The sequence below is a fragment of the Streptomyces sp. NPDC008121 genome (assembly GCF_042957155.1).
Lineage (GTDB): Bacteria > Actinomycetota > Actinomycetes > Streptomycetales > Streptomycetaceae > Streptomyces.
In genome coordinates, this window is the sequence record NZ_JBIBHT010000002.1 from 46,783 (window position 1) to 70,842 (window position 24,060).

A 24,060-nucleotide genomic window follows, 5' to 3' on the forward strand; every position below is an offset into this window, starting at 1 on the left:
ATGCGCGGCGCGGGAGCGCCCCATCACCACCGACGCGCTCCTGCGCACCCCCGGGGTGTGCTTGGAGGGTGTCACGCGCTGTGCCGAGATAGCCCTGTCAGCAAGATCGACTCCAGGCGTCGCGCACGGCGCACCGGCGGTCGATCGCTCCCCCACGCCCTCGCGGCAGAGAACGGATCAGCCCATGCGCGCACACCCCGCCATCGAGGAACCCGGAGCGGGTCAGGACGAACCGATCGCCGTCATCGGAGCCGCCTGCCGGTTCCCCGGCCAGGTCCGGTCCCTCACCTCCCTGTGGCGCCTGTTGTTGGCGCGGCGGGAGACGGTCAGGGAGGTGCCCGCGGAGCGGTGGGAGCAGGCCGAGCTGGCGGGTCTGCCGTCCGAGGTCGCCGCCCGGCTGCGCTACGGCTGTTTCCTCGACGACGACGTCTACGCCTACGACCCGGAGTTCTTCGGCATCAACGCGCAGGAGGCCCCCTGGGTGGACCCGGAGCACCGCTTGCTCTCCGAGGTCGTCTGGGAGGCCGTCGAGCACTCCGGGATCCCCGCCCAGCGGCTGGCGGGGACGCCGACCGGCATGTTCTTCGGGATCTACCAGAAGGACTACATGCTGCGCGTGCAGCGGTCCCTGGAGGAGACCAACGCCTATGCGATGTACACCGGTTTCGACAGCATCGGACCGGGCCGCGTCGGGTTCATGCTCGACCTGAAAGGCCCTCAACTGGTCGTCGAGTCGGCCTGTGCCTCCGGGCTGGCCGCCGTGCACACCGCCTGCCAGAGCCTGCGTACGGGTGAGTCCGACGTGGCCCTGGCCGGGGCCGCCATGCTGACCCTGGGGCCCGAGGGAGTGATCGCTCCCGCTCTGTGGGGCGTGTTCTCGCCCACCGGTCGCTGTCACGCGTTCGACGCCGCCGCCGACGGCTACGTCCGGGGCGAGGGCTGCGGCGTGGTCGTCCTCAAGCGACTCTCCGACGCCGTACGGGCCGGGGACCGGGTCCTGGCCGTGGTGCGCGGGACCGCCGTCAACCAGAACGGCCGCGGCACCCGGCTCAGCGCCCCCTCCGAGCCCGCGCAGATCGACCTCTATCACCTGGCTCTGCGCCGCGCGGGTGTCGAAGCCGCCGACGTCGCCATGGTCGAGGCGCACGGGCCGGGCACGGCGGTGGGCGACCCGATCGAGTTCGCCGCCGTGGCCGCGGTCTACGGCAAGGGCCGCGACCGGTGCGCGCTGGGCTCGGTGAAGACGAACATCGGCCACACCGAACCGGTGTCGGGCGTGGCGGGTCTGCTGAAGGCCATCGCGTCCCTGCGGCACGGTCTGGTGCCCGCCAGCCTGCACTTCAACAGCTGGAACCCCCAGATCGACGCCGACGGCACCCGCCTGTTCGTCCCCACGGACACCACCGAGTGGCCGGTCCGGGGCGGCGCCCGGCTGGCCGCCGTGTCCTCCTTCGGTATCAGCGGCACCAACGTCCACGTGGTCCTGGAGCAGCCGCCGACGTCCTCGCGCGTACGGAACGCCGTCCGGACGCCCGCGCCGCCGGGATCGGCCGGGGACGGAGGCGAGGAGGAGACCCTGCGCGTCTTCCCCCTCTCCGCCGGCACCCCCGGCGCCCTGCGCTCCGCCGCCGAGGGGCTGGCCCGCTGGCTGACGGAGGAGGGAGCGCGTACCCCCCTGGGCGATGTCGCGCACACCCTGGCGCTACGCCGCTCGCCGGCCCGCGAACGGGCCGCGGTCGTCGCCGTCGACCGTACGGAACTCGTGGCGCGCCTGCGGGAGTTGGCGTCAGGAGCCGTACCGCAGGCCGGGGCGGCGACCGGCCGGGCACTGCCCGAGGCAGGGCAGCGCGTGGTGTGGGTCTTCTCCGGCCACGGCTCCCAGTGGGCCGGGATGTGCCGACAGCTGCTGGACAAGGACCCGGAGTTCACCCGGGTCATCGACGAGCTGGAGCCGCTGGTCGCCGAGGAGTCCGGCTTCTCGCTGCGCCGGACGCTGCGGTGTCCTGACGTGGTGACGGGCTTCGACCGCGTCCAGCCGGTGATCTTCGCCATCCAGCTCGGCCTGGCGGCGATGTGGCGGTCCCACGGGGTCGAACCGGCGGCCGTGATCGGCCACTCCATGGGCGAGGTCGCCGCCGCCGTGGCCGCGGGCGCGCTCAGCGTCGAGGACGGGGTACGGGTCATCTGCCGCCGCTCGCGGCTGATCCTGCGAGCTGCCGGACAGGGTCTCATGGCGTCGGTGGCCCTGGGCCGGGCAGAGGTGGAGCGGCTCCTCGCCGAGCAGGCCGTCACGGGAGTGACCGTCGCGGTCGTCGCCTCGCCGGACCACACCGTCATCGGCGGCGACGCGGACCGCATCCGCCGGCTCGCCGAGGCGTGGGAGGCGGACGGCGTCGGCATCCGCGTGGTCGAGGTGGACGTCGCCTCGCACACCGCCCACATGGACGCCATCCTGCCCGACCTCGGCCGCGCACTCGCCGACGTCACCGGCCGGACGGCGCACACCACCTTCTACAGCACCGTCACCGACGACCCCCGCGCGGACGCCGCCTTCGACGCCGACTACTGGTCGGACAACCTGCGCCGTGTGGTCCGCTTCGCCGACGCGGTGCGGGCCGCCGCCGAGGACGGTCACCGGCTGTTCGTCGAGCTCGGCCCCCACCCCGTGATGACCCACCCCGTGCAGGCGACCCTCACCGCCCACGGCCACACCGGCACCGCGGTCGTGCCCTCCCTGCTGCGCGACACCGACGACCTGCTGGCCTTCCACACCCACGTGGCGGCGCTGCACTGCGCCGGTCACCCCCTCGACTGGGCCGAGCGCTACGGCGACGGCGCGCTGGCCGAGCTCCCGCCCACCACCTGGGAGCGCACCCGCCACGTCCTTCCCCCCTCGCCCCTGCGGCAGTCGACCGGAGCCCGCCCCTCCGTCTCCACCCATCCCCTCACCGGACCGCACACGGCGGATCCGGACGGCGAGGGCCGTCACCTCTGGCAGACCGGCCTCAGCCCCTCCACCCTGCCCTGGCTGGACACCCACCGGGTCGACGACGTCGCCGTCGTCCCCGGCGCCGCGCTGTGCGAGATGGCGGTCGCCGCCGCCGCCGACCTCTACGGGTGCGGTCCGCAGCGGCTGCGCCTCACCGACGTCGACCTGCAGCGGCTCCTGCTGACCGCCCCCGAAGGCACCCGCGTCACCGCCACCGCCGAGACGACGGGGCCGGAGAGCGCCCGCTGGTACGTCACCAGCGCGGCCGGGGACGGCACCTCCGTCCGGCACGCGGAGGCGCGGCTGCACGTCGTGCCCGAGGGCGACCCCGTCCCGGAGGACTTCGATCCCCGTCTGCTCGCCGAGTTCCCGCACCGGGTGGACACCGAGGACGTCTACCGTCAGATGCGTGAGGAGCGGGGGGTGCACCACGGCCCGCCCTTCCAAGGCCTGCAGACGCTCGCCGCGGACGGCACGCCGCCGGACCGTCCGGGGACCCGGCTCCTCGCCCGCCTGCGGGTACCGGACGAGGGCCGCGCGGGAGCGCAGTCCCTGCACTGCCACCCCGTCATGCTGGACGCCTGCCTCCAAGCCGTCGCGGCCGTCGTGCTGCGCAGCGGCGACGTCCCCGCCGGAGGCATCCTGCCCCGGCGCATCGACGGACTCCGGCTCTACCGACAGCTCCCCTTGAGCGGCCACTGCGAGGTCACGCTCCGGCGGATCGCCGACGGCCGCTACACCGCCGACTTCCGCCTCTGGGCCGACGACGGGACGGTGGCCGCCGACGCCACCGGCGTGGACTTCACGCACGTACCCGCGCAGAGCGCCGAGGAGCGCTTCGCCGACCGGCTGCTGCAGACCGTCTGGGAGCCGAGCGAACGCTCCGCGCCCGCCGCCGTGCCCGGGGCCTGGCTCCTCCTCGCCGAACCCGGCCGTGAGACGTACGCCGCCGACCTCGGTCGCGCCCTGGAGGAGCACGGCGCCACGGTCGAACTCCGCACGCTGACGCCCGACCCCACCGCACCGGTGGCGCCCTCCGTCCCCGCCCGCAGGACACCGGCCCCGCAGGCCGTGGTGTACCTGCCGGCAGCCACCGCCGGATCCACCGAGGCGTCCCCCGACCATCAGGCGCGCCGGCAGGTCGCACGCCTCGCCGACACGGCCCGGGGCCTCGCCGACGGTGCCGCCGACTCCGGCGGACCACGGCTGTGGACCGTCACGTCCGGAGCGCAGCACGTCGCCGAGGCGGACCGGCCGGACCTCGCCCAGGCCGGACTGCGCGGACTCGTACGGGTGCTGAGCTACGAACATCCCGAACTGCGCCCCGGCATCCTGGACACCGACTCCCGTACCCCGGTCGCCGACGTCGCCGCGGAGCTGCTGTCCTGCCCCGTGGAACAGGACGAGATCGCCTACCGCGCCGGCACCCGGCACCTCGCCCGCCTGCGCAACATGCCGCTCGACGCCGCCGAGCGCCGGCGCGTCCCCGTCGACCACGGACACGACCGCGTCGCCCTCCACCTCGCCCGCCCCGGCGACCTCGATTCCCTCGAACTCGTCGCCCAGCCCCGCCGCCGGCCCGGCCCGGACGAGGTCGAGGTCCGGCTCGAGGCGACCAGCGTCAACTTCATCAACGTCCTCCAGGCCATGGGCGTCTACCAGCGCTTCGACGCGGACGGCGAGGAGACCGCGGACGTCTGCGCCTTCGACGGCGCCGGCGTCGTCACCGCGGTCGGGGACAGCGTGCGGACGGTACGCCCGGGCGACCGTGTCGCCGCCATGTTCGTCGACGCCGGGCAGACGGCCCTCATGTCCTCCTTCGCGACGGTCCGGGCCGACTGCCTCCTGCCCGTGCCGGAGGAGGTGAGCGCGCGGGACGCCTCCGCCCTGCCCTGCGCCTATCTGACCGCCTGGTACACCCTGCGGCACCTCGCCCGCCTCAAGCCGGGCGAGAAGGTGCTCATCCACTCGGCGAGCGGCGGCACCGGCCTCGCGGCGGTGAACCTCGCCCGGGCCCGCGGTGCGGAGGTCCTGGCCACCGCGGGCAGCGAGGCCAAGCGGGAGTACCTGCGCGGCCTCGGCATCGAGCACGTGATGGACTCCCGTACCCTCGCCTTCGCCGACCGCGTACGCGACCTCACCCAGGGCCGCGGGGTCGATGTCGTCCTCAACTCCCTCACCGGCCCGGCGCAAGCGGCCGGCCTGGAGCTGCTGGCACATCGCGGCCGGTTCCTCGAGCTCGGCAAGAGGGACATCTACGCCAACACCCGGCTCGGGCTGCTGCCCTTCCGGCGCAACGCCAGCTTCGCCGCCGTCGACGTCCTGATGATGATGCGGCAGGATCCCGACCTGCTCGCCGACGGCTACCGCGAGCTCGGCGCCGTGCTCGCGGCCGGCACCCTGCCGCTGCTTCCCGTCACCCCGTACCCTGTGCACGAGGCGTCCTCCGCCTTCCACACCATGGCCTCCGCCCGGCACACCGGCAAGCTCGTCCTCACCTGGCCCGCCGCGGGCACCGAGACCCTTCCGGTACGTCCCGACGACGTCCCCGTCGTCCGGGCCGACGGCAGTTACCTGGTGACCGGGGGCCTCGGCGGTCTCGGACTGCTGGTCGCCGGCTGGCTGGCCCGCCGCGGCGCCGCGGCGGTGATCCTCACCTCCCGCGGCGCCCCCACCGCGGCCGCCCGCACCGCGCTCGACGCCCTCACCGCCGCGCACGGCACCCGTGTCGACGTCGTCCGCGCCGACCTCGCCGAACCGGGCGCCGCCGACACCCTGGTGGCGACGGCCCTGGCCACGGGCCACCCCCTGCGCGGTGTCGTCCACGCCGCGGCCGTCGTGGAGGACGCGACGGTGGCCAACCTCTCCCCCGACCTCCTGGAGCGGGTCTGGCGACCCAAGGCCACGGGAGCCTGGCGGCTGCACCACGCCACGGCCGGCCAGGAGCTGGACTGGTGGGTCGGCTTCTCCTCCGCCGCCTCCCTCCTCGGGAACCCCGGGCAGGGCGCCTACGCGGCGGCCAACGCCTGGCTCGACGAGTTCACCTCGTGGCGCCGGTCCCACGGGTTCCCCGCCACCTGCGTCAACTGGGGGCCCTGGGCCGAGGTCGGCCGCGGCGCCGCGATGGAGCAGCGCGGCTACGCCATGATCTCGCCCGAGGAGGGCATCGACGCCCTGGAACGCGTCCTCTCCCACGACCGTGGCCGCACCGCCTACACCCCGGCCGACGTGCCGCGCTGGCTGGAGTCGTTCCCCGCCACCGGGCGCACCGCCTTCTTCGCCGAACTCGCCTCGGGCACCGGGGCGGTGGACCAGGCCGACGGCGGCAACGCCCTGCTGCGGTCGCTGCGCGAGAGCGACGGTCCCCGGCAGCGCCACCAGCTGCTGGAAGCGCGCGTCCTCGAGCACATCGCCACGGTCCTGCGGCTGCCGGCCGACCGGTTCGACGCCGCCACCTCCCTCGTCACGCTCGGTCTGGACTCCCTCATGGCCATGGCCCTGCGCAATCGGCTCCAGCGCGACCTGGCCCTGGCCATCCCCACGACCGTGATGTGGACCCACCCCACGGCCTCCGCGCTCACCCGCTACCTCCTGGCACGCCTCCACCCGGAGCAGGAACAGGACGACCGCCTCGCCGGGGCGGCCTCCACCGCCGCCGCGGACGCCCGCGGCTGACCATCCGTACCCCTACCGACCCCGAGGTGAGCCTCGTATGCCCCGACCGCCGATCCCCGACTCGTCCGTCCGGGACGTGATCGTCGTCGGTGCCGGCCCCGCCGGCGCCACCGCCGCCCGCGTCTGCGCCGAACACGGCCTGCGCACCCTGCTCCTGGAGCGTGCGGCCATCCCCCGCTACAAGACCTGCGGCGGAGGCCTCATCGGTGCCTCGCTCGCCGCGCTGCCTCCCGGCCTGCCCCTGCGCACCTACGACACCGCGGGCCGGTTCACCTTCAGCCACAACGGACGCAGGGAGCGCACCCTCACCTCCGCGTCACCGACCTGCGCCATGGTCTACCGCAGCGAACTCGACCAGGCGCTGACCGAAGCAGCCGCAGCGGCGGGCGCCGAGGTCCAGGACACGACCGCCCTGAACAGCCTGGACCAGGAGGGCGACACCGTCACCGTCAGGACGAACCGCGGCGAATCCCTGCACGCGCGCGTCGTCATCGGCGCCGACGGAAGCGCCAGCCGTGTCGCCCGCTACGTCGGGGTCCGGTGCGCCCAGGTCGACCTCGCGCTGGAGGCCGAAGTACCGGTCGACGAGCGGACGGCCGACCGCTGGCGGGGCCGCATGCTGATGGAGTGGGGCCCCCTGCCCGGCTCCTTCGGCTGGGTCTTCCCCAAGGGCGACGTGTGCACCGCCGGCGTGGTCGCCGCCCGCGGCAACCCGCAGGCGCTGCGCGCCTACAAGGAGGACTTCCTCACGCGCCACGGACTCCTCGGGCCCCGCCCGCTCCACGACACCGGCCACCTCACGCGGTGCCGCTTCCCGGACTCCCCCCTCGCCCGCGGCCGGGTCCTGGTCGCCGGAGACGCGGCGGCGCTCCTCGACCACTGGTCACGCGAGGGCATCTCCTACGCCCTGCGCTCCGGCAGGCTCGCGGGAGATGCCGCGGCCGGTGTCGTCTCCGCCTCCGATACGGCGGAGGCCGAGGCGGCCGTCGGGCGGTACGGGCGGCAGGTCGACGCCGCCCTCGGCGCCGAGATGCGTGCCAGCCGCACCCTCATGGACCTCTTCACCCTCAACCCCGGTCTGGTCCACACCGCGCTGACCCGCGTGCCGCCGGCGTGGCGCAGCCTGGACCGGTACATCGCCGGCCGCACCAGCGTCGCCGGCATCATGACCACGCCCCTGGCGCGCGCGGCCGCCGCCGTGGGCACCTGGATGTCACCCGTGCCCGTACCCGCGCCCGCGCCGGCGACCGCGTAGGCGTGGGAACGCCGACGGCCCGTCCCCTTCCGCTGCCGGAGGGGGACGGGCCGTCGGTGTGCCGTCCGCCGTCGGGGCGTCCGGGGGCCCCGCTCGCGGTGTTACCAGCCCCGCGTCACGTCACGGGCGGCCCCGAAGGTGCCGTCGCCCCGTCCCGGCCAGGCCTTGAGCGTGCCGGTGGAGTCGTCCCTGGCGAGGATGTCCGCCTTGCCGTCGCCGTCGATGTCCTGGGCTGCGGTGGTCTGGGAGAAGGCCCATCCCCCGGTGACGTGGACGGGCTCGTCGAAGTAGCCGGCCGCGTTGTGGATCCACATCTTCAGGCTGTTCGTGGCGGGGTCGCGGGCGAGGATGTCCGCTTCGCCGTCGCCGTCGAAGTCCGCGGTGGTGGTCTGCGTGAACGTCCACCCTGCGGTGAGCGGGACGGAGGCCCGGAAGGTGCCGTCGCCCCGGCCCGCCCAGATCCTCAGATCGCCGTCCGGGTCGCGGGCGATGAGGTCGGCCGCGCCGTTGCCGTCGAAGTCGGCGGTCGCTGTCTGGGTGAAGTCCCACCCGCCGGTCACGTTGTGCGGGGTGTGGAAGGTGCCGTCGCCCCGGTTGAGCCACATGCGGAGTGTGTTCCGGGGAACGTCCGCGGTGGCGGGACCTTCGTAGCGGGCCAGGATGTCGGCCTTGCCGTCGCCGTTGAAGTCGGCCGCGGTGGTCTGGGAGTAGTTCTGCCAGCCGAGGGTGAGGTCCTTCGCCTTGTCGAAGGTGCCGTCGCCTCGGCCGAACCACACCTTCAGGGTGCCCGTGGGGTCGTGGCGGGCCATCAGGTCGGTGATCGAGTCGCCGTCGAAGTCGGCCGCGGTGGTCTCCCCCATCGGCAGCGCCGCCCGGGGCGCTCGCTCGGCCAGGGTGCGGCCAAGGAGTTCCGTACCGGCGTCGTCGAAGTGCAGCTTGTCCGCGCTCGCCACCGCGGGCCGGAGGGCGTAGGGGTCGTCGAGGTCCTTGGTGGCCACGTCGAAGTCGATGTACGCGTCGATGTCGGCGGTAGAGCGGATGTAAGCGTTCACCTGCTGCCGCACGGCCTCGTGGAGCCGGAAGGGGCCGTTGCCTCCGGTGTACCCGGAGAAGCCGGGGATGGTGGCGACGGTGACGCGGATGCCGCGGGCTCGGGCCTGGGCGGCGATCGTCCGGATGGCGTTCGTGACGGTCGCGGCCGAGGCGTTGTCCTGGACGATGTCGTTGACGCCTTCGTAGAGGACGACTTCACGGACGTTGGGCTGGGCGAAGACGTCACGGTCCAGGCGGGTGACGGCGCTGGGTCCCGCACCGGTGGCGTAGTCCGTGGCTATCCGGTTGGAGCTGATGCCGGCGTTGAGGACGCCGGGGGACGAGGCTCCGTCGCCGAGGAAGGAGGCGTAGTGGTCGGGGTAGCGCTTGTTGGCGTTCGCGGTGCTGTGACCACCGTCGGTCTGTGAGTCGCCGATGGTCACGACGGTTCCGGCGGTGCCGTCCCTCGCGACGTCGACACCGCTGACGAGCCCCCAGAAGGAGACCGGTTGGGTGTAGGCGTCCTTCCGCACGTCGGCGGTCCGGTCACCGGCGAGTCGGGCGGTGGTGTAGGAGGTGGTCAGGGCGTACCCGTGGTGCGGAGCCACCTTCACGGTGCCGGGCAGGTGGTAGCTGACCAGTAGGTTCCGTCCCGCGGTGACGGGGAAGTCGATCGGGTCGCTGACCACTTCGCCGCCCGCCGGCAGAGTGGTCTGCCGGCTCTGGTCGAAGGTCACGGTGGCGGGCGTCCCGGTGGCGGTGGCCTGGTCTGCCTGGGTGGCGAGGGTGACGTGGCCGAGCTTCACGGGGTGCGGGGAGAAGGTGTTGGCGAAGCGGAGGCGGACCGTGGAGCCGCTGGAGTGCGGGTTGACGACCATGCGGAAGGTCTGGTTCGTCCAGTCCGGGTACCCGGTTCCCATGGAGGTGGACCGCCCGTAGCCGAAGGCGGTGGCCCAGCTTCCCGTCCAGGAGGCGCCGCCGGGCGCGGCCGGGGTGGCGCGCACGGCGGCGGAGAAGACGTGCAGTCGGGGACCGCCCGCGGGCAGGGTGGGCAGCGTGACGGAGGAGACCGTCTTGCCGGGGGTGAGGGGGACGGTGAGCGCGAACAGCTTCACCGGCGCCGTGCCCCGTGCGGAGCGGCCGAGGACGACGGCCGCGGCGACGGTGTTGCCGCCTTCCCAGTCGCCCACGTTCTCGAGGGTGTACGCGCTGGTGGTGCCGTCGCCGTAGTGCACGGTGCCGGAGCCGCTCGCCGGACCGCCGGTGGCGGTCAGCAGAAAGCCGAGGGCGTTGCCGGACCCGGAGACGGCCACGCGCTGCCCGTCGGCGACGATGTTGTCCTTCTGGCCGGGGGCCACGTCGGGCAGGGTGTAGGTCGTGCCGCTGACGGTGACGCGCGCTCCGCGGGTCCAGCCCGCGGCGTCGAGCGCTTCGGCGGACAGGCTGTCGCCCGTCCCGTCGAGGTTCGCGAGGCCTGGCGACGCCTGAGGGGCGATGCCGGCGTTGTCGAAGGCCTCGGCGAACGGGGCCGGGACGACCTCGTCGGCCGTCGCCCGCGTCGCCGAGAGCCCGGCGGTGACGAGCCCCAGGACGAGCGCCGCGGCTGCGGCTCTGGTCCGGGCGGATCTGGAGGTGGTACGGAGCATGGGCTGTCTTTCCGGTCGGATCGGGGACGGTCGCGGGGCCCGCCACCGCCGGAGGGTGACGCGGGGCCCCAAGGCGCTGGTGTCCCGCGGGATCCAGCTCCACGGCCGTCGTTGGGCGTTCGCCGTCGCGTCGGCGCCACCGCTCCGCACTCGGTCGCGCTCCGGCGTGTCGCGGGTGCGGTCGTGACAGGCATCGCCGGCGACACGGGAACGATCATCATAATCGAGGAAATGCCTTACCTTCGGGGAGTTTTGGCGACGGGGCTCGAACTCCCGGGCCGGCCCGTTCGCCAGTGGCGCCCGCGCACCTCACGTGCCCGCCCCGGACTGCGCCCGGTCACCGTTCCGGGGGGCGCCGGGCGGCTTCGGCGGCCTGGAGGCTGGGGCGCCTGGGATGTGGTACGCGTGGGGAGGGCCGGATGCGTGGTCACCGTTGCTCGTCGCCGGTGGGCCGGGGCACGTGGATGGCCAGGACGGCCGTGTCGTCGTCCACGCCGGTGCCGAAGGTGTCGAGTAGTTCGCGGACCGCGTCGATGGTGGCGGAGGCGGTGGTGGGAGCGAGTGCGCGGCCGAAGTCCAGGAGGGCGTCGTCCCCGTAGCGTTCGGCACCGCCCGCGGTGGCGTTGGTATGCGCCTCGGTGAGGCCGTCGGTGTGCAGGAGGAGGCTGTCGCCGGGGGCGAGGTGGACGGTGGTGGTGGCGATGTGCGCGTCGAGCAGGACGCCGATGAGCTGGCCGCCGGGGGTGGGCAGGAAGTCGGCGGTGCCGTCGGCCCGCATGAGCAGGGCCGGAGGATGGCCGCCACTGGCCAGGGTGACACGGAAACCGCCCCGCTCGGTGTCGGGGGTGAGCAGGCCGAAGACGACCGTGCAGAACCGGGGGTCGGTGCCGTTGTACTCGTGGTTCAGGACCGTGTTGAGGTTGTCCAGGACGGCCACCGGGTCGGGATCGTAGACGGCGGCGGCACGCAGGGTGTAGCGGGCGAGGGAGGTGACCGCCGCCGCTGCGGCGCCCTTGCCGCACACGTCGCCGAGGAAGAGGCCCCAGGTGCCGGAGGCCAGGGGGAACAGGTCGTAGAAGTCGCCGCCGACCTCGTCGACGGAGGCCACGTGGTAGTACGCGGAGACGTCCAGACCAGGGACGTTCACCAGTGTCGGTGGGAGCAGGGACTTCTGCAGGGTGGTGGCCAGGACGCGGAGGCGGTCGCGTTCCCGGTCGGCTTCCTTGCGGGCACGCAGCAGCTCGATTTCGTAGGCGCGGCGGTCGCGGGCGTCGAAGACGGTGGTGCGGATCAGCAGGGGCTGCCCGCCCGCGTCGGCTTTCAGCGTCGAGGTGACCATCACCGGCAGGCGGGAGCCGTCCGCGGCCAGCAGTTCCAGGGCGATGCCGCTGATCTCACCCTGCATGCGCAGCAGCGGGGCGAAGTGGGTCTCGTAATAGAGGCGGCCGCCGACGGTGAGGAGGTCGGAGAGGTGCTTGCGGCCCACCACCTCACCGCGCTCGTAGCCGAGCCAGTCCAGCAGGGTCGTGTTGATCTTCGCGATCCGGCCGTCCAGCAGGGTGGTCAGGTAGCCGCAGGGCGCATGTTCGTAGAGGTCCTCGGCGCTGTCCTCCAGCAGAGCGGAGAACCGCGCCTGCTCGTCGTCCGGCGCCGGTCCCCCGCCTCCCGGGCCCGGGTGTCCGTGGTCGTCGCCGGTCGCGCACATCATGCGGGGGTCTCCCGGTACGCGGCGACGGCCGCGGCGGTCTTCCCCGGGGCGGTGACGCGCCCCGGCGCGGGCGATCGCCCCAGGGCGTGCGCCGAGCGTCCCGTCCGGCCCGGAATGCCCGGCACAGGCCCTAGGGCGTGTTTCGAAAGTAGCGTCGTCCGCCCGCAGGGCGGGGCCGGAGGCGTCTGGTGCGTGCGATCGCAAGGCGGAGGGTGGGGGCACCTCCCGCGCCGCCAGGCGCAGGGGGAGAGAGCGCAGCGGGCTGCGCCGACGACCGACAACGCAGCGAGCGTGCGTGCCAGGCGTTCCTGGCCAGACGGGACTTTCGAAACACGCCCTAGGCCGTGTCCGGAAAGTCCCGCCTGGCCCGCGGGCGTCCCCGCCGGCCGGTCGGCCCGGCCGGTCACCGTCACGTGACGTCTGCGGTCTGCGTCCACGTGGTCATCCTCGCAGACGGCTCCCCGGCCGCGACCCGGAAGCCACTCGCCCCCGCCACCGCGCGCCCACGGCCCCCTTCGACGCTGCTGTTCGCGTCAACATCCGGCTGATTCCCTTCGAAAACCTTCGTACGGCAAGGGTGTTGCAAGGCTCCGTTCACGTGCGCGCATTACTCTTCGTTGACTCATCCTTGAGCTTGCCTTGGTGAATTCCGTCGAGGGCGTGACCGGAGGGAGGGGCCGTCACCATGCCGTCCGTCCGCGCGTCCGCGGCCCGCCTGATCCTCCTCCTCGTCCTCGCCCTCACCTGCGGCACCAGCGTCCCGCCCGGCCCCGCCGGGTCCGCGCCCCGGCTCCAGCAGCTCTCCGTACGACAGGCCGCGCCGGCCCCGGCCTACGAGTCCGCGCATGCCGGGGGCGGCGAAGCGGAGGCCCCCACCGGATCCTCCGTCCTCCACCGCGACCGGCGGCGGACCGTGACCGCGCCCGCGGGGCCTTCCGGCCCGCCGCCGCTCGTCACCCGCGCCGCCCCGCTCACGGACCCGCCGGCCGGCCGCGGCGGCGGCCCGGACCCCCGGCGCAGACCGCTCACCGCCCCTGACGTCTCCACCCTCCAGGTGTTCCTCTGCTGACAGGCCGGCACCGCCTCGCGCCGACCTGTCAGCCCGACGCGCCCTCGTGGCGCGCCAGGAGGAAACATTCATGCAGCCCCTCATCGACAACGCCCGCCGGTTCGGACAGCGCCCTGAGGAGTTCGCCCGGTACGCCGCGGGCCAGTCCCCCGACGTCCTGTTCGTCACCTGCTCCGACTCCCGGGTGGTCCCCGCCCTGATCACCGGCGCCCGGCCCGGCCAGCTCTTCGAGCTCCGCACGGCGGGCGGCATCGTGCCCCCGTACGGCCCCGGCACCCCCAGCGGGGAGGCCGCCACGATCGAGTACGCGGTCGAGGTCCTCGGCGTCAAGGACGTCGTCGTCTGCGGTCACTCCCACTGCGGCGCCGTGGGCGCCCTCGTCCGCGGCGACGACTTGAGCGCCGTGCCCGCCGTACGGGACTGGCTCGCCCACGCCGCCCCGGGCGGCGTCCCGGGGCGCGCCGACGACCCGGCCGTCGCCGATGCCGTCCACGGCCACGTCCTCGCCCAACTGCTCCGCCTGCGGTCCTATCCCTGCGTCGCGCGGAGGCTGGCGGACGGCCGGCTCCGTCTGCGCGGCTGGTACTACGAGGTGCACACCGGTGCCGTCCTGGAGTACCGCTCCGGAGCCGACGCCTTCGAGGCGCTGTGAGCGGGGGCGTCCGGATGCCTCGGTCCTTCGCCTTCCCGCGGCAGGACGTCGCCGCCTCGCTCGTCGTCTTCCTCGTCGCCCTTCCGCTCTGCCTCGGTGTCGCCGTCGCCTCGGGCGTCCCCGCCGAACTGGGCCTCATCACCGGCATCGTCGGCGGGATCGTCACCGGCCTGATGCGGGGCAGCAGCCTCCAGGTCTCCGGCCCGGCCGCCGGTCTCACCGTGCTCGTCCTGGAGGCGGTCCGGGCCTTCGGCCTCGCCGCGCTCGGAGTCATCGTGCTGTCGGCGGGCGTCCTGCAGATCGCCATGGGCCTTCTCCGGTGGGGCCGCTGGTTCCGTGCGATCTCGCTCTCGGTCGTCGAGGGCATGCTCGCGGGCATCGGGCTGGTCATCATCGCCGGGCAGCTCTACGCCGCGGCGGGGATTCCCGCACCGGACTCCGGTCTCGACAAGCTCACCGGCCTGCCGGGCGCGCTGGTCGAGGCCCTGGGCAGCGGGACGGCCCTCGTGTCGCTCGCCCTCGGGGCCGGCACCGTCCTCCTCGTCGTCGGCTGGCGATGGATGCCCCGCAGGGCCCGGGCGGTGCCCGGCGCCCTGGTCGCGGTCCTTCTGGCCGCCCTCGCGACCGCCGTGCTCGGCCTCCCGGTGGAGACCGTACGCGTGAGCGGCGTGCTGGAGGCCGTCCACCTGCCGGGCTCCGAAGCCCTCTCCTCCCTCGCCGAGCCGGCCCTCCTCGGCACCGTCCTCGCGTTCGCCCTGATCGCCTCCGCCGAATCGCTGTTCAGCGCGGCGGCGGTCGACCGGCTGCACTCGGGACCGCGCACGGACTACGACAGGGAACTCGTCGCCCAGGGCGCGGGCAACACCCTGTGCGGCCTGCTCGGCGCCCTGCCGCTCACCGCGGTCATCGTGCGCAGTTCGGCCAACGTCGAGGCGGGCGCCCGGACGAAGGCGTCCCGGGTTCTCCACGGCGTCTGGCTGCTGCTCTTCGTCGCCCTGCTGCCCGCCGTACTCGCGTACATCCCGCTGGCGGCGCTGGCCGGGATCCTGGTGCACGCCGGATGGAAGCTCATCCCGTTCAAGGGTGTCCGGACGCTCTGGCGCCGGCACCGGGGCGAGGCGGTCGTCCTCGTGGCGACGGCGACGGCGATCGTCGCGGTCGGCATGTTCGAGGGTGTCCTGATCGGCCTCGTGCTGTCGGTGGCGAAGGCGGCCTGGGAGGCCTCGCACCTGCGGATCGAGCACAGCGACGACGGGAGCGACGCGGTCCGCGTACGGCTCCAGGGGACGGTCACGTTCCTGCGGCTCCCGCAGATACTCGACAGCCTGGAAGCCTTGCCCGGTGACCGCCGGGTGGTCCTGGACCTCTCCGGGGTCCACCATCTCGACCACGCCTGCCGGGCGGCGTTGGAGACATGGGCCGAGCGGCACAGCGGCGCCGACCCCGACGCGGTCCGCGCCGACACGGCCCGGCACCCCCGCGAGGGCGCCACCGCGGGCTCGGCGACGACCCGACGCTGAGACTGCGGCCGCCCGGCGGACGGGGGCGACGCACGCCGCGTCGCCCCCGTTCGCCGTGCGGCAGCTGCCGCACGACCCCGGTCGGCCTCGCCCGAGAGGGCATGCGGGAGTCGGAGACGTGCCGGTCGAGGGCTCCGGCGGCGGGGCAGGGGAGCCGACTCGGGAGGCCGGTCAGGCCGGTGTCCCTGTTCGCGCGGTCTGGGGGTTACTTCTGAGTCACCGCAGGGATCGGGTAGCGTCCGGAGCTGCTGAATCCGCTTGTGTGTTCCCCCCACCTTGAGGACCTATGCCTGCCCGTCACGTCGCCGCCCGTCGCGCCCCTCTGCGGCGCCGTCCGTCCAGCGGAGCCGTACTCCGGCCCGTCCGGGTCCAGCAGGCCCGCATATCCGGCGGAGCGCTGCTCCCTTGAGATTCCGGATCAGACGCCCGGCGAACACGCCTGCCGACTCCTTCCCGGAGGACCCGTCCCTCGCCCCGGCCATGGACACGGTCGAGCCGGAAGCGCCCCAGGCGCCCCTGTCGCCCCGCGAGATCGAGCTCATCCGCGCTTCCGCGTCGCTCGTCGAGCCGCTCGCCGCCGACATGACGGTCTATTTCTACGCGATCCTCTTCGCCCGGTATCCCGCAGTCCGGCCCCTGTTCCCGCCGGGAATGGACGTCCAGCGCGGCCGGCTGCTGCGCGCCCTGCTCCGGATCGTCGACCTGGTCGACGATCCGGAGAACCTCGTCCGCTTCTGCGGGCATCTCGGGCGGGACCACCGCAAGTTCGGCGCCCTCGAGGCCCACTTCCCCGCCGTCGGCGAGTGCCTCCTCGCCTCCCTGGCCCGCTACGCCGGTTCCGCCTGGACCGAGGAGATCGCCGCCGCCTGGACGAAGGCGTACCAGACGGTCGCTGACGTGATGATCGGCGCCGCCGAGCAGGACGCGCGCGTACGGCCCGCCGTCTGGCCCGCGACCCTCGTGCACCGCGTCTCCCGGGCGCCGGGCATCGCCGAGCTCACCCTGCGCCCGCACCTGCCGTACGACTACGCCGCCGGTCAGTACGCCGCCATCGAGACCCCCTGGCACCCCCTCCAATGGCGTTCCTACTCCCCCGCCCACGCGCCGCGCGAGGACGGCACCCTGACCTTCCACGTACGGGCGGTGCCGGGTGGCGCGGTCAGCAACGCGCTGGTGCACCGCGCCGTGGTGGGCGACGTGGTCCGGCTGGGCGCCCCGATGGGTGACATGGTGCTGGACGCCGCCGTGCACGGCGATCTGCTCTGTGTGGCCGGCGGCACCGGATTCGCCCCCATCCGCGCGCTGATCGAAGAGGTGGCGCGGCGCGGCGGCCGGCACCAGGTGAACCTTTTCATCGGGGCCCGCACCGGCGCCGAGCTGTACGGGGTGGACGACATGCTGCGCATGGCCCAGCGGCATCACTGGCTGACGGTCAGGGGCGCGGTCTCCGACGAGTACATCGCCGGGATCCGGGGCTCCCTGCCGGAGGTCCTGGCCGAGTACGGGCCGTGGTACCAGCACGACGTCTTCCTCAGCGGGCCGGCCGCGATGGTCGCGTCGGCCAAGGAGAGACTGGTGTACGACGGCACGCCGCCGGAGCGTATCCATCACGACCCCTTCGACACCCCGGTCCTGCACGCTTCTTGAGTCGGCGCCGGTGGAGGACACGGATCGCACGGTTCCGGGCCCGGTTCGCCGGAGGGCCGGACCCTCCGCACGGGGTCCGGCCCTCCGGCGAGCGCCGCGGGCGTCAGGTGCGGGCCGACAGGGGGCCGCACAGCTCGTTACCCGGCTCGGCCGGGTCGTCGCTGATCCAGAACTGGATCCACAGCTCGGTGAACCGGGGGCGGCCGAGGTAGCCGTCCCCGTCCTGGTCGAGGCGGTCGAAGACGTCGGCGACGTCGACGCTCTCGCCATGCCAGGTGTCGACCAGCCGCTGGTGCTCGGCGGCGGAGATACGCCCGTCACCGTTCTCGTCGACGGCGTCGAACACGGTCTCGGCGGTCGCGGCGACGACCTCGCGCATCGCGGGCAGCCGGTCCACCATGGCGAGGATCTCGTCCAGGTCGACCTTGCCGTCCTTGTCCGTGTCCACGTGGGCCGCGAGGAGATCCCACCAGCCCAGCATGACCGTGTCCACGCGGTCGGCCAGTTCGGACCCCGGTCGGACGGCGGGCAGGCCTCTCCAGCGTTCCGCGAGCGCCTGGAAGTCGCGCTGGTCGAGGTAGCCGTTGCCGTCGGCGTCGAACGCGCGGAACATGTTCACCAGCTTGTCGCGCTGGAATTCACTGGCCACGGGCGGCCTTTCGGTCGGGGTCGTTCCCGGCGATCCTGCCCACGGCGACCCCCCGCCCGAACGGCGCCCAGGCGCACGCCGAGGCGCGCGCCGCACCTCCACGCGCACCCCCGGCGACCGCACAGGCCCGGCCGACTGTCAGGCCGTCACGAGTTCGTCGGCGATGAACTTCTCCACGAACTCCCCGGCACGCCGGTCGAGGTCGGTGTACTGGGCCTCTCGCTCGGCGCCCGAGACCGCTTCTCCGACCAGGAGGTTGCCGTCGGCGTCGACGAGCTGCGGGCGCTCCTCCGCGTCGGTGAGCAGGCCGACGGTGGAACGGGAGAAGCCGCAGTAGTAGGCGATGCCTTCGCTCAGATTGGTTTCGAGGACGGTCTGCATCCCCGCCACGATGGGGTCGTCGCCGGTGGCGCCGGCCAGGCCCAGCCACAGGATGCGCTTGCCGGCGAGGCGGGGCTTGCTGCGGCCGTAGGCGAACCCGTAGTTCCACACGCGGTCGATCCAGCCCTTGAGGATGGCCGGCACGCTCTGCCAGTACACCGGGAAGACGGCGACGACGACATCGGCATCGAGGATGCGCCGCATATGGGCGTGCGCTTCGTCCGAGTACGGCTTCTCCCTGTTGCCCCAGTCCGGCTGGTCGGACGTGTTCATCCGCGGGTCGAACCCTTCGGCGTGCAGGTCGAGCGTGTCGATGCGGTATCCGGCGGCTTCGAGCCGGGCGGCGGCACGGCGGGCCGTGTGAGCGGTGAGGGAATCGGAGCGGTGGTGCGCAATGACCACAAGGGCTGTCCTGGCACGGCTGTCGTGCTGCGTCACGGTCTCTCCCGGCTGATGTCGGTCGGTTCGATGGATCCAGTACAACCGCCGTGACGTAGATGATCCATGGGAGAAGCGCTCCGGAACATAGGAGATCGTCTACGCTGGGTGCCGTGGATCCTTTGAGTTCGTTACTGAGCGGCATCCGGGCAGAGGGCTCGGTCGTCAGCCACGCCGTACTGACGGCGCCCTGGACCATCCGTTTCGCCGACGGCGCACCGCTCACCATGATCAGCGTGCTGCGCGGCGGGGGCACCCTGATGCTGCCCGACGGCACCGAGCGAGCGGTCGGCGCGGGCGATACGGCCATCGTGAACGGCCCCGCACCGTTCCATCTCGCGGACCGGCCCGGCAGTGTCCACGGTTCCCATGTCCCGTACGAGATCGCCTGCTTCGCCACCGACGCCGAGTGCACCGGCCAGGAGCTGGGCGGTATCCGATGGGGCACCGACTCGGAGGAGGCGACCGCGCTGATCGTGGGTGCCTACCGCGCTTCCGGGCACCGTCACGAGGGGCTCCTGCGTGCCCTGCCGCCCGTCCTGGTGGTCAAGGAGGACGTCGAGGTGTGCGCCTGGCTGGAGACGGCCGCCGCCGACGCCGCCCAACTCTCGGCCGGTTCGCAGGCGCTGATGGACCGGCTTCTCGACTGGGCCCTGGTGTGCACGTTGCGCACCTGGTTCGACCAGGCCGGCGCCGACGCGCCCAGCTGGTACCGGGGCCTCGCCGACCCCGTCCTCGCCCCCGCCCTGCAGGCCTTTCACGACCGGCCCGCCGAGGCGTGGACGGTGGCGTCCCTGGCCACTCGGGCCGGTGTCTCCCGGGCGCTGTTCGCCAGGCGCTTCACCCAGCTGATGGGCCGTCCGCCCCTCGCCTACCTCACCGAGTGCCGCATGGACGAGGCCCAGGCGCTTCTGGCCGACACCGATCTCAGCATCGCCCAGATCGGACGGTCGGTGGGCTACGCCGACGCTTTCGGCTTCAGCGCCGCGTTCAAACGCCACAAGGGCCGAAGTCCCAGCGCCTTTCGCACCGCGGTGGCCTGAACGCCGCCCTGGACGATCGCGGGATCCACATCCGCGGCCCAAGGGCGTCCGCCGGGGCGGACGCCTGCCGGCGGCCGTCGGCTTGCTGTGAGATGACGTACAGCGTGGGCGCCCGGCGGCGGCCCTGTCATCATCCACGGCAGCGCCGCGCCCGCCCGGGCCGTTCACCCCGATGGCAGGCGTCGCCCTCCGCTGTCCGTGACCGCCCCCGCGCATGATCGTTACCGCTGTGGCAGGGCGTGAGGGCTGCGGCATCCTCACTCCTCGATTCCCGGACGCGCGGACGGAGTCCGAGCGCGACGAGAGGAATGACGCGTGGGTGGCTGGATCAGTGTGGGCCTGGGGGCAGCGGCGGCCCTGTGCCCGCTGCCGCAGCACGGGGACGTCGCCGTGCTCATGGACCACACCCCCACGAGCCCGCGCCTGACCGTGTGCGCCCCGGACGTGTGGGTCGACATGGGCTACGGCGATCAGGCGCCCGCCGCCGCACCTTCCCCGTGCACCTCACCGTCCCCGCCGACGCCGGTGCCGTCTCCACCGCCCCCGTCCCCCTCGGCTTCCCCGGCCCCCGAGCCGTCGCCGACGGCGGCTCCACCGCACGCGGCCGAGGCCCCCGCCCCACGGCAGGTGGCCCCCCTCCCCGCCGTACCGGCGAACCCCGCTCCCGCTCCGACGCCCCCACCACCGGCGAGCCCGGTGCCGAGTACGCCCGCGGCCGCGCCCTCGTCGCCACCCGCACAAGCGCCCGTCGCGTTCCGGTGGGTGGCACGCGACCACTACACCGGCGGTCCGTCGCGTCCGGCTCCGGCCGGGATCCCGATGACCATGTCCACGGTCGTGATCACCCTGCCGGCCGTGCTGGCCGCGGCCGCCCTGCGGCCGGGGTCCCGTCGCCGGGGCCGTGGCTGACCTTCGTTCTCCCGGTGGGCCGGCGCGTCCGCGTCCGGCCCGCCCCGTCCTTCCCCGTCTCGTTCACCTCGCATCGCCTGTCCTGGAGTTGTGCAATGCCGGAATGGCTCGTCTACACCCTGGCCTCGGTCATGGTCTGCGTTCTCGTCGTCACGGCGACCGTCGTGCGGCACCGCCGCGTCGACGTCGACGAGGACACCTCCCAGACTCCGGACGTGCTGGAGTACATGGTCATGATGGTCGGCGTCGTCTACGCCATCGTGCTCGGCCTCGCCATCGCCGGAGTGTGGGAGGCCCGTAGCGCGGCCGAGGACACGGTCCAGCGCGAGGCCCAGGCCCTGTACGAGATCGACCAGCGCCTCGACGTCTACCCGGCCGCCTTCCGGACGCAGATCAAGGAGCACATCGACGCCTACGCCCGGCACGCCGTCACCGCCGAGTGGCCCGCCCTGAAGGACGGCGCGCCCGTCGACGGCACCGGCGCCGAGCTGCTGGGCCGCATCCGGAGCGACATCGCTCACCGCACTCCCGCCGACGAACTGCAGGCGCAGGCCTACCAGCCCCTGCTGGACCAGGTGGCGGCCGCGGACGACGCCCGCCACCAGCGCCTGGACACGTCCGGCACCACGCTGCCCGCCGCACTCTGGTTCGGTCTCGTCGCGGGCGCCCTGGTGACCCTCGGCCTGCTGTACACCCTGCAGATCCGCCGCTCCGCGCGGGAGTTGCTGCTCGCCACCACCTTCAGCGCACTCGTGGTCTTCCTGCTCTTCCTCGTCTGGAGCTTCGACGCCCCCCTCGGCCACTCCGGGACGGACTCCGCCCAGCCCCTGAGCGACCTGATCACCACCGCGGTCTGATCACGCGGCCCGCTGGGCCCTACCGCTGCTGCTCCGCGTCCCTGGCCTGCCGGGCGATGTCCTCCAGGACGGCCTTCGGGTCGGCGGAGGGCGCCACGGCCTTGCCGATGTTCCGCTTGATGGTGTTGCTGACCTGGAGCCAGGAGGGTTCGTTGACGGGGTAGAGCTCGGCGCCGCGCAGGGCGTTCAGGAACTGCGCGCCGCTGGGGTCCGCCGCCGCGTCCTTGGACGACTGGGTCGCGGACACCGTGGAGGGCAGCAGGTGGTAGCGGCCGGCGAACTCGTTGAGGTTCTTGTCCTCGTAGACGAATTCCAGGAACGAGCCGACCAGTTCACGATTGCCGTCGTGCTTGAAGGCCATCATCCAGTCGGCGACGCCGGCCGACGGCAAGGTCTGGCCGACTCTCAGCGTGTCCGACACCGGCATGCTCAGGGTGCCGACCTTCAGGCCCTTCGCCCTCGCCTCGTGGAGGAGCGAGGGGTAGCCGTTGAGCATGCCGACATCGCCGCGCAGGAACGCCGCGAAGGCGTCCTGCCGGTTGAGCTCGGCCGGTGCGATCGGGCCGGTCAGGCCGGGCGACACCAGGTTGTCCTTGATCCAGCGGAACGTCTGGGTGTTCTGCTCGGAGGCGATGGCGTAGCCACCGGTGTTGCCGGAGTACCCTCCTCCGTTGCTCAGTTCCCAAATCAGCGCCTCGGCGTGCGCCTCCTCGGGGCCGAGCGGCAGGGCGTACGGGTACAGCACGCCCTCGTCCTTCAGCGCCTCGGCCGCGTCCTTCAGGTCGGACCAGGTCTTCGGCGGCTTCGCTCCGGCCTGGTCGAACAGCTCCTCGTTGTAGAAGAGGAGACGGCTGCTGGCCACGAAGGGCAGGCCGTAGAGGGTGTCGTCCACCGAACCCGCCTCGGCGAGCGGCCGCAGGAAGTTCGCCTCCGCCCTGATCGACAGCAGGTCACTGGCGGCGTAGAGGCGGCCCTGCGCGGCGAAGTCGGAGTACGCGCCCATCAGCGCCACGTCCGGGGCGTTGCCCTCGTCGACCATGCGGGTGACCTCGCGGTCGACGTCCGCCCAGGGGTAGAGGGTCACCTCGACCTTCTTGCCGGGGTGGGCGGCGGAGAAGGTGGCGGCCAGTTTGTCCCAGTACGCCTGGGAGCTGGTGGCCGGGCTGGTGCCGTATTCGGCGGCCACCAGGCGCAGAGTCGTCCCGTCGTGGCGGTCGGACGAACCGCAGGCGGTGAGGAGGGGGCCTAGGAGTCCGAGTGCAGCCACGGAGGCGGTGGCGCCGGAGAGTCTTGGTCGCACGGATCGTTCCTCTTGCTCTTTCTGGACAGTGCGTCCGGAATCCTCTCCCGGCTGGGGCCGAAATGCGCCCCCTGCTCGGAGGTTGTGGCCCTTGCTCCAATCGCGGCGGTTGCGAGTGGTGTCTTCCGATATGCCGTCGGCGGTTCCGAGGGGCGTAAAACCCTCCGGAGTGGCCGGTACCGCTCCCGGATGGAGCATTGACGCCTCACCCGGAAGCGGCGTCGGACCTCGGGTACCGGGGGCGGTGGCAGGGGCCGCTACGGGCGAGTCGTTCCTCGTCCCCCACCACCGCCCCCGCACGTCGGTCGGTTCCCCTCAGGCGTGGGCGGAGGGGGCCGCAAGCGTGGCGAGGTCGGCCAGGGTGCGGGCCGCCGGGGCGGGGTCGACGAGCCACTTCAGGTGGCTGCCCTCCAGGGTGCGGACGTCGTACGGGTTGTCGGGCGTCAGCTCGTCGCCCTCGCGGATGAGGCGGTCCTGAAGGGCGAGGGGCAGGCTCCTGTCGTCGGTCAGGCGGATGTACGTCTTGGGGATGCGGCCCCAGGTCGCCGCCTGCGCCCGGTCGGCGGAGCCGCCGGCGTCGAGGTTCTCGTCGGGCTGGAAGGTGTTCAGGAAGGTGAGGAACTGCTCGTCGGTGCCGTCCGCGAAGAAGGCCTCCTTGAAGGCCGCGAGCGCGTCCGGGTTCGCCGTGCGGAAGTTGACCCGGAGCAGGCCGAGGTCGGCGGGGTTCCCGGCCAGCGCCGAGGCGAAGGCGGCGGGGTCGACCCCGGCCATCTCCGGCTCGGCGTAGTAGGCGCCGATCTCGAGACGGACCGGGCACCAGGCGGAGACGTAGACGATGCGGTCGATCAGGTCCGGGCGGGCGTTGGCCGCGGCGGTGGCCGTGATGCCGCCGCGGCTGTGGGAGACGAGGATGACGGGGCCGTTCCGCTTGGCCCGCTCCAGGTTCCCGATCAGGTGCGCGGCGTTGTCGGCGAGCGTGACGCCCTTGATCGCACCGGGCGCGGTGGCGAGCCCTTCGGGGTCCTGGGGCGTCTGGTAGGCGCGGGTGAAGGTCGCCTGGAAGCCGTGGCCGGGCAGGTCGACGGCGATCGAGCGGTGCCCGAGGAGGCCCAGTTCGGCCTGGAGGGGAGCGAAGGAGAAGGAGTTCGCGAAGGCTCCGTGGACCAGTACGAACGTCGGCTGCTTCTGTGTACTCACGTGTACTCACTTTCCGGCCGCCGCGGTTCGGCGCCGGCCAGGGCGGGCGCCGGGGTGGGCGAGCCTACTCCGGGGACATCCGTGTGGTGTCCG

At 73.3% G+C, this 24,060-nt stretch carries 15 protein-coding genes; 9 read left to right on the top strand and 6 right to left on the bottom strand.

Translation table 11 applies throughout. The features are described from left to right. The first annotated feature begins 184 nt into the window (after nt 1-184). Nucleotides 185-6,664 (top strand): SDR family NAD(P)-dependent oxidoreductase, encoded by a 6,480-nt coding sequence (locus ACFZBD_RS05860; RefSeq protein ID WP_391136130.1) that lies wholly within the window; start codon nt 185-187, stop codon nt 6,662-6,664. Between the two features lie 37 nt (nt 6,665-6,701). Further along, entirely contained in the window at nt 6,702-7,919 is a 1,218-nt protein-coding gene (locus ACFZBD_RS05865) for a geranylgeranyl reductase family protein (RefSeq protein WP_391136133.1), read from the top strand. Between the two features lie 101 nt (nt 7,920-8,020). On the opposite strand, the gene ACFZBD_RS05870 is transcribed toward ACFZBD_RS05865, so the two are convergent. Continuing rightward, the gene (locus tag ACFZBD_RS05870) at nt 8,021-10,597 is read right to left on the bottom strand and encodes an FG-GAP-like repeat-containing protein (protein WP_391136136.1); all 2,577 of its coding nucleotides are present in this window, start codon (nt 10,595-10,597) and stop codon (nt 8,021-8,023) included. Between the two features lie 427 nt (nt 10,598-11,024). Next, nucleotides 11,025-12,302 (bottom strand): SpoIIE family protein phosphatase, encoded by a 1,278-nt coding sequence (locus tag ACFZBD_RS05875; protein ID WP_391138475.1) that lies wholly within the window; start codon nt 12,300-12,302, stop codon nt 11,025-11,027. Nucleotides 12,303-12,990: 688 nt separating this feature from the next. On the opposite strand from ACFZBD_RS05875, the gene ACFZBD_RS05880 reads away from it, so the two are divergent. From ACFZBD_RS05880 to ACFZBD_RS05895, 4 genes are all read left to right on the top strand, one after another. After that, entirely contained in the window at nt 12,991-13,374 is a 384-nt protein-coding gene (locus ACFZBD_RS05880; protein WP_391136139.1) for a hypothetical protein, read from the top strand. A 70-nt stretch (nt 13,375-13,444) separates the two neighbouring features. Next, the gene (locus ACFZBD_RS05885; protein ID WP_391136142.1) at nt 13,445-14,026 is read left to right on the top strand and encodes a carbonic anhydrase; all 582 of its coding nucleotides are present in this window, start codon (nt 13,445-13,447) and stop codon (nt 14,024-14,026) included. Nucleotides 14,027-14,040: 14 nt separating this feature from the next. Then, nucleotides 14,041-15,546 carry a SulP family inorganic anion transporter gene (locus tag ACFZBD_RS05890; RefSeq protein ID WP_391136145.1) on the top strand — a complete coding sequence of 502 codons (1,506 nt, stop codon included), beginning with the start codon at nt 14,041-14,043 and terminating at the stop codon, nt 15,544-15,546. Nucleotides 15,547-15,951: 405 nt separating this feature from the next. Continuing rightward, on the top strand, nt 15,952-17,193 hold the full coding sequence (locus ACFZBD_RS05895; RefSeq protein ID WP_391136148.1) for a globin domain-containing protein: 1,242 nt from the start codon (nt 15,952-15,954) through the stop codon (nt 17,191-17,193). 103 nt (nt 17,194-17,296) lie between these two features. On the opposite strand, the gene ACFZBD_RS05900 is transcribed toward ACFZBD_RS05895, so the two are convergent. Further along, nucleotides 17,297-17,842: an EF-hand domain-containing protein gene (locus ACFZBD_RS05900; RefSeq protein WP_391136151.1), complete on the bottom strand. Its 546-nt coding sequence runs from the start codon at nt 17,840-17,842 to the stop codon at nt 17,297-17,299. Between the two features lie 138 nt (nt 17,843-17,980). Further along, nucleotides 17,981-18,661: an NAD(P)H oxidoreductase gene (locus ACFZBD_RS05905; protein WP_391136154.1), complete on the bottom strand. Its 681-nt coding sequence runs from the start codon at nt 18,659-18,661 to the stop codon at nt 17,981-17,983. A gap of 104 nt (nt 18,662-18,765) precedes the next feature. Here ACFZBD_RS05905 and ACFZBD_RS05910 point away from each other — a divergent pair, with 104 nt between their 5' ends. From ACFZBD_RS05910 to ACFZBD_RS05920, 3 genes are all read left to right on the top strand, one after another. After that, a complete protein-coding gene (locus ACFZBD_RS05910; RefSeq protein WP_391138477.1) occupies nt 18,766-19,704 on the top strand; it encodes a cupin domain-containing protein in 939 nt (312 codons plus the stop codon). 762 nt (nt 19,705-20,466) lie between these two features. Beyond that, the gene (locus ACFZBD_RS05915) at nt 20,467-20,613 is read left to right on the top strand and encodes a hypothetical protein (protein ID WP_391136157.1); all 147 of its coding nucleotides are present in this window, start codon (nt 20,467-20,469) and stop codon (nt 20,611-20,613) included. Nucleotides 20,614-20,708: 95 nt separating this feature from the next. Next, nucleotides 20,709-21,470 (top strand): hypothetical protein, encoded by a 762-nt coding sequence (locus tag ACFZBD_RS05920; RefSeq protein ID WP_391136160.1) that lies wholly within the window; start codon nt 20,709-20,711, stop codon nt 21,468-21,470. A 19-nt stretch (nt 21,471-21,489) separates the two neighbouring features. Here the strand turns inward: ACFZBD_RS05920 and ACFZBD_RS05925 are convergent, their stop codons facing one another. Next, entirely contained in the window at nt 21,490-22,770 is a 1,281-nt protein-coding gene (locus tag ACFZBD_RS05925) for an extracellular solute-binding protein (protein ID WP_391136163.1), read from the bottom strand. Between the two features lie 315 nt (nt 22,771-23,085). Next, complete coding sequence (locus tag ACFZBD_RS05930) at nt 23,086-23,967, bottom strand: alpha/beta fold hydrolase (protein WP_391136166.1); 882 nt, start codon at nt 23,965-23,967, stop codon at nt 23,086-23,088. Between the last annotated feature and the right edge of the window lie 93 nt (nt 23,968-24,060).